The sequence below is a fragment of the Mycobacterium sp. TH-M82 genome (assembly GCF_057473605.1).
Window position 1 is genome coordinate 1 of record NZ_JBYCKY010000894.1, and the last position, 6,364, is coordinate 6,364.

Consider the following 6,364-nt stretch of genomic DNA (forward strand, 5'->3'; position numbering starts at 1 on the left):
AAGATGTTGTCGTAGGAGTGGTTCTCCATCATGCACATCACGACGTGCTCGATCTGGGGCAGGGCGTGCGTTCCTGGAGGCAGGTCGGGGAACGGACGCGATCCTGCAGAGCGCAGCGTGGTCTTGCCCAACACGGCCAGCGCCTCCTCCTCCTGTGCGCTCGAAGGTCCGGTGGGTAACGGCGGCCTGGCCGGTTGGGAGGCCGGGCGAGCGCCCGCGACTGCACCGGCGGTTACCCCCGCGGCCATCGCGCCGGCACCCGCGGCGAGGAATCTCCTCCTGGTCAGTCCGTCTACCCGGCGCGACCGCCGGACGGGTCTCTCGGAGGAACTTGTCCCGGCGCCGCCGGCAGACCCGACGCCATCCATGGACAGAGGATCTAGTACCTGCACACCACGGGCAAGGAGCCACGCCGTTCGGATCGGATCTCGTGACGTCCGTGCAATGGTTGGACAACTCCGCAGGCGGCCGTGTTCGACCTGCCGCGGTCGGTCTCAGCTGCCGGGCCGGCCTTGCTGGCCGGCCGCGCCGTCGGTGCCCGTCCCGAGGGCCTTGCCGCCGGTGCCACCGGCGCCGCCGGCGGCACCGGTGCCCGCGCCGTCGCCACCGTTGCCGCCATTACCGCCGTCGCCGACATTGCCGACCGAGCCGCCGTCGCCGCCGTCGCCGCCGGCCCCGCCGTTGCCGCCGGAGAAGCGCCCGGCGCCGCCGGCGCCGCCGTCGCCGCCGTTGCCGACCGGCCCGCCGTTGCCACCGTTGCCGCCGCCGGCGCCATCCGGGCTGGAGCTGCCCGCGACGGAGCCGATGCCATTGCCGCCGTCGCCGCCGTCGCCGCCGGAGCCTGCGGTGCCGATCGCGCCATCCAGGCCTGACGCCGCGCCGATACCGCCGACACCGCGGGCGCCACCGTCGCCCACGTCACCGCCGTTGCCACCGTTACCACCGGTACCGACGCCACTGTTGCCGATGATGCCGTCGCCGCCATTGCCGCCGTTACCGGCCGTTCCGCCGACCCCGCCGTCGCCGCCGGCTCCGCCGAGACCCTGGGTGCCCGAGCCGCCGGCGGCCACACCGCCGCCGGCCCCGCCGTCGCCGCCACCGCCGCCGAACGCGCCGTTGCCGCCGTTGCCGCCGGTGCCGCCGTCACCGGTGACGGGGTCGGCCGTGCCGCCGTTACCCCCATGACCGCCGGTCCCGCCGGCCCCGCCGCCGCCGCCGATGCCGCCGGAACCACCGGTGCCATTCGTGGTCGCGCCGCCAGCACCGCCGGCACCACCCTCGCCGCCCAGGCCGCCAACGCCGGCGTCGCCGCCGTCCCCGTTGAGCACACCAGCCAGACCGGCCGCGCCGTCCACACCGCCACCGCCGACACCGCCTGCACCACCGACCCCGCCATCGCCGCCGGCACCGCCATCGCCGGTTAGCGATGTGCTGGCACCACCAGCGCCACCCTCGCCGCCGTCGCCGCCGATGCCTCCGGTGCCGCCGACACCGTCGGCCCCCGTGACACCGTTCAGCGACCGGCCGCCGGCACCGCCGACACCACCCTCACCGCCCTGGCCGCCGTCACCTCCGGTGCCGCCGGCACCACCCTGAACATCGGCCACACCGGCGGTGCCGGCCCCGCCGGCGCCACCCGCACCACCAGCACCGCCATTGCCGCCCGCGCCGCCGTCGCCGAATCGTGACGAACTGAGGCCGCCGGCGCCGCCGGCGCCGCCGGCTGCGCCATCACCCCCGCTAGCTCCGGCGCCACCCGCACCGCCGGCGCCCCCGTCACCACCGGCACCGCCGGCTCCCCCGTTGCCGAACAACGAGCCAGTCGCGGCACCACCGGCACCGCCGGTGCCGCCGTCAGTACCGACAGCTCCGACGCCACCGGCACCGCCGGCACCGCCGTTGCCCATGAACGACCCGCCGGCGCCACCCGCACCGCCGGCACCGCCATCGGTACCGCCGGCGCCACCGGCACCGCCATCGCCGAACCCGCCGGCAGCCCCGCCGGCCCCACCGGCGCCGTCGCCGAACCCGGCGCCACCGGCACCGCCATCGCCGAACCACAACCCACCCGCACCGCCGGCACCCCCGGTGGGGTCGCCGGCGGTGCCGTCTGCACCCGGGGCGCCGTTTCCGATGAGATACTGCCCGGCCAGATCGTTGACGAAACCGTCGACCAGCTTGCCCGGGCCACTGTCGATCCAGCTCTCGACAACGTGGTGAACCGGCTGGTAGAAGAACTGGTCGACCGTCGCGGCGGTATCGGCCGGATCAGCGGCAGCCGACCAACTCAGATCCGGCTGGAGAGCCTGGCCCGGGTCGGCGAACGTCCAGCTGCCGGGGTCGAGAAGGTCGAGGATCCAATCCCACGGGTCGGAGCGCGCGACAGCTGCGGCCAGCGGGGTCATTCCGAACGCCACAAGAGCACCTGCAGCTGTGCCGGCACCGATAACGCGGGTGTTGCCGGTGCGGGAGCGGGTTCGTCCCGCAGCGCGGTTCGTGCCACCCATCCGTCAGACCTCCCCAGTGTCACTTGGTGATGCCCGGTAGCACGACCGTAGCTGGCTGGGGGCGCTCGCGCGTGCCATCGCCACGCAGTGATTGGTTATCGTGCGACAGTGCTATCGCCTTCTCTGGCCGACCGTGCCGCACCTCTACGTGGCCCAAGGCGAGGAGCGTTGTGAACACCGTCGACGTCGCTGTGTTGGTATTCGAGGGGCGGCGCGCACCTCGTTCGCTGACCGGCCTCACCGTGCGGTCCGGCGATGAGCCCGCCGAGATCGACACCGTGGTCGGGGCGTGTCGCCGGGTGATTGTGGTGGGCGGCGCCGCGAACCTGGCGACGGTGCTGACCCGCATGTTGCGTGCCGACCGACTCGACGTCGAGGTCGGCTACGTGCCAAACCGGTGGACGGCTCGCCGGGCCCGGCACAGCGGGCCGCGGCGGGTTCCCCTCATCCGCGACGAGACCGGCCGGGTGATCGTCGGCACGGGCCAGTGGCTCCCGCCCGATGCCGCCGGGGCCGTGCACGGCGAGGCGGTGGTGGACGACACCGTGCTGTTCGACGGCGACGCAGCCGGTGTACGAATCGAGCCGACGCCGACGCAGCCCGGCCTGCGCGCCGCCGTGGTGTCCGCGACCGGGCGGACCGGGCGCTGGGTGTTCGGGCGGGCGGCTCAGCTGGGCGCCACGGGTGCGGTGGTTGTCCGCGACGGAATCCCCGCCCCGCGGCCGGTACGACGGTCGACGTTCTACCGGCACACCGAGGGCTGGCTGCTGGTGGGTTAACGAGACACCCACGAGCCGGCCGGATCTCGTCCGGTAGTTTTCAGGCGGTGGACATCCGCTCGCTGCACAACCAATCCGTGCGGCCCAGCCCGATCTTTCTGGCTATCGTGGCGTTGACCGGCCTGGGCGGGGTGCTGGCCTGGCTGGCTGATGCCGGCAGGGGTGACATTGGCCCCTTTGCCTACCTGGCGGTGTTCGTCTTCGTGGTTTCGGGGTGGACGGTGTCGTTGTGCCTGCACGAGTTCGCCCACGCGTTCACCGCATGGCGATTCGGCGACTCGGGTGTCGAGATGCGCGGCTACCTGACCCTGAACCCGCTGCGCTACAGCCACCCGCTGCTGTCGCTGGGCCTGCCGATGCTGTTCGTCGCGCTGGGCGGGATCGGCCTGCCCGGCGGGGCGGTGTATGTGCAAACGTCGTTCATGACGCCGGTCCGGCGCACCGTGGTCAATCTGACCGGCCCGACGGCCAACCTGGTGCTGGCCGTGCTGCTACTGGGCGCGACCCGCATCTGCTTTGACCCAGCGCACACCGTGTTCTGGTCCGGGGTGGCATTCCTGGCCTTTTTGCAGGTCACCGCGCTGGCGCTGAACCTGCTGCCGGTGCCGGGCCTGGACGGCTACAGCGCGCTGGAACCGCACCTGAGCCCGCACACCCAGCGTGCGCTGGAGCCGGCCAAAGCGTGGGGGCTGCTGGCGCTGGTGGTGTTGTTGATCTCCCCGGCGCTCAACCGCTGGTTCTTTTCGATCGTGCTGTGGTTCTTCGACTTGTCCGGGGTTCCGCGCCAGCTCGCATTCTGGGGCATGGCGCTGACCCGGTTCTGGAGCGCCTGGTTCTGACCCAGCCGCGCCCGCCAGGCTCGGGGACTATCGAGCTATAACTCCGGCCGGATAGCAGCCAGAATAAGGACACCCTGGTCTGTCCAGCTGGCGCCCTCGGCGGTTCGCGCACTCGATCGCCTACCACACAAAGCCGCCGCTGCCATCGTCGAATTCATCACCGGCATATTGCCAGCCGACCCGTACCGGTTGTCGAAGCCGCTGCGCTTCGAGTTCGCGGGAGGGCGCGTGGCACGCCGCCGGAACTACCGCGTCACGTTTCGCGTACTCACGGACGACCGGGAGCTCTATCTAGGTCGCATCGAACACCGCGCGCATGCTTATCGCCACACATGATCGCGGCGGCTGACCGCAGACTCGATCCCTGCCACGCTTTGTCAGTAAGCTGCCAACTACCGCCAGCCCATCCCCAGAGCGCGAGGACAGCAGCCAGTCATGCCGAACCCATCGGAGCCCGAGCGCGACGACACGCCAAACCAGCCCGGGCCAGCTCGCGATGCCGAGACGAGCGAAACCGCCGGCGCCGACGCGCCCGCCGCCGAACAGCAGACCCCGCATCTCGACGAACAGGCCACCGACACCTATCCCGTCGTGGCCGCCGACGACGCCGACACCACCACCGCCACCGAGGTTTTCACCACCACAGCACCCGGAGCACCGGCCACCGCGGCCGAACCCCAGCCCGGGATTCCGGGGCAGACGCCACCTGAGCGCCGATTCACCGCGCCGGGCTTCGATGCCGGGCGGACCCAGGTCATACAGGCTGTGCCGGAACCGCCCACGGAGGCCTTCCCCACCCAACCGGCTGAACGGGCGACATCGGGGAAAGCTCCGCCGCAACTCATCCCGCCCCACCTGGCACGCAAGCTGCCGGCATCGGTGTCACGCAGCTGGGGTTGGGTGCTGGCGTTCGCCCTGATCATCTTGACGCTGGCGGCCATCGCGGTGCTGGGCACGATCTGGCTGACCCATAGCGGTGCCCCGAAGGTGTCACAGGAGGATCGGGTCCGTACCGCGATCCAGAACTTCGACATAGCGGTGCAAAACGGCGATCTGGCCACGCTGCGCAGCATCACCTGCGGTTCGTTCCGCGACAGTTACGTCAACTACAACGAGCAGGCTTGGGACGACACTCACCGCCGCGTAGCGGCGGCCAAGCAGTATCCGGTGGTGACCAGCATCGACGAGGTTGTGGTCAACGGCGACCACGCCGAGGCCAACGTCACAGCGTTCATGGCCTACGCGCCGGAGGTGCGGTCGACCCGCAGCTTCGACCTGCAGTACCGCGACGACCAGTGGAAGATCTGCCAATCCCAGGCAGGTTAGCCCAGCGACTTACCGACGCAGTGCAGGTCGTTGCAGGCTTCGATCACCCGCTCAGTCATCGATGCTTCGGCCTTCTTCAAGTAGCCGCGGGGGTCGTAGCTCTTCTTGTCGCCGACCTCGCCGTCGACTTTGAGCACCCCGTCGTAGTTGGTGAACATGTGCGCCGCGACCGGACGGGTGAACGCGTATTGGGTGTCGGTGTCGACGTTCATCTTGACCACGCCGTAGCCCAGCGCCTCCTCGATCTTGGACTTCTCCGAGCCGGAGCCGCCGTGGAACACGAAATCGAACGGCTTCGATCCTTCGGGTAGGCCAAGTTTGACGGCCGCTTCCCGCTGGCCCTCGGCCAGCACCTCCGGCCGCAGCTTGACGTTGCCGGGCTTGTAGACGCCGTGGACGTTGCCGAAAGTTGCGGCCAGCAGGTACTTGCCGTGCTCGCCGGTGCCCAGCGCATCGAGGGTCTTCTCGAAATCCGCCGGTGTGGAGTAGAGCTTCTCGTTCATCTCGCCCACGACACCGTCCTCCTCGCCACCGACCACGCCGATCTCGATCTCCAGAACGATCTTGGCGGCCGCCGCCGCTTTGAGCAGGTCCCGGGCGATGGCGAGGTTCTCATCGATCGGTATCGCCGAGCCGTCCCACATGTGCGACTGAAATAGCGGCTCCTTGCCCGCCGAAACGCGTTCGGACGAGATAGCCAGCAGCGGGCGGACGTAGCCGTCCAGCTTGTCCTTCTGACAGTGGTCGGTGTGCAGCGCCACGTTGATCGAGTACTTGGCCGCGACGACATGGGCGAACCCAGCCAACGCCACCGCCCCGGTCACCATGTCCTTCACCCCGAGCCCGGAGGCGAACTCCGCTCCGCCGGTAGAGAATTGGATGATGCCGTCGCTGCCGGCGTCGGCGAAGCCTT

At 70.5% G+C, this 6,364-nt stretch carries 7 protein-coding genes; 4 read left to right on the forward strand and 3 right to left on the reverse strand.

The window, feature by feature from the left end:
- Together AC2VON_RS26030 and AC2VON_RS26035 are read right to left on the reverse strand one after the other, a co-directional pair.
- The coding region (locus AC2VON_RS26030) for a hypothetical protein (RefSeq protein WP_486955393.1) at positions 1-248 on the reverse strand (248 nt) is incomplete at its 3' end.
- A gap of 246 nt (positions 249-494) precedes the next feature.
- Positions 495-2,417, reverse strand: coding sequence for a hypothetical protein (locus tag AC2VON_RS26035; protein ID WP_486955394.1), 1,923 nt, complete (start codon positions 2,415-2,417; stop codon positions 495-497).
- Between the two features lie 260 nt (positions 2,418-2,677).
- Between AC2VON_RS26035 and AC2VON_RS26040 the strand changes: the two genes are divergently transcribed.
- The 4 genes from AC2VON_RS26040 to AC2VON_RS26055 all read left to right on the forward strand — a co-directional run bounded on the left by AC2VON_RS26040 (position 2,678) and on the right by AC2VON_RS26055 (position 5,451).
- Positions 2,678-3,286 carry a peptidase M50 gene (locus AC2VON_RS26040; RefSeq protein WP_486955395.1) on the forward strand — a complete coding sequence of 203 codons (609 nt, stop codon included), beginning with the start codon at positions 2,678-2,680 and terminating at the stop codon, positions 3,284-3,286.
- A 47-nt stretch (positions 3,287-3,333) separates the two neighbouring features.
- Positions 3,334-4,125 (forward strand): site-2 protease family protein, encoded by a 792-nt coding sequence (locus AC2VON_RS26045; protein ID WP_486955396.1) that lies wholly within the window; start codon positions 3,334-3,336, stop codon positions 4,123-4,125.
- An 87-nt stretch (positions 4,126-4,212) separates the two neighbouring features.
- Positions 4,213-4,461 carry a type II toxin-antitoxin system RelE family toxin gene (locus AC2VON_RS26050; RefSeq protein ID WP_486955399.1) on the forward strand — a complete coding sequence of 83 codons (249 nt, stop codon included), beginning with the start codon at positions 4,213-4,215 and terminating at the stop codon, positions 4,459-4,461.
- Between the two features lie 99 nt (positions 4,462-4,560).
- A complete protein-coding gene (locus AC2VON_RS26055) occupies positions 4,561-5,451 on the forward strand; it encodes an Rv0361 family membrane protein (RefSeq protein WP_486955397.1) in 891 nt (296 codons plus the stop codon).
- Here the strand turns inward: AC2VON_RS26055 and fbaA are convergent.
- Positions 5,448-6,364 (reverse strand): class II fructose-bisphosphate aldolase (gene fbaA, locus AC2VON_RS26060; protein ID WP_486955398.1); only part of this gene is annotated, 917 nt, incomplete at its 5' end. The two genes, AC2VON_RS26055 and fbaA, sit on opposite strands and share 4 nt — an antisense overlap.

Excerpts from the sequence above, each read along its gene's own strand:
- AC2VON_RS26055 (WP_486955397.1), top strand. The coding sequence starts at position 4,561 with ATGCCGAACCCATCGGAGCCCGAGCGCGACGACACGCCAAACCAGCCC.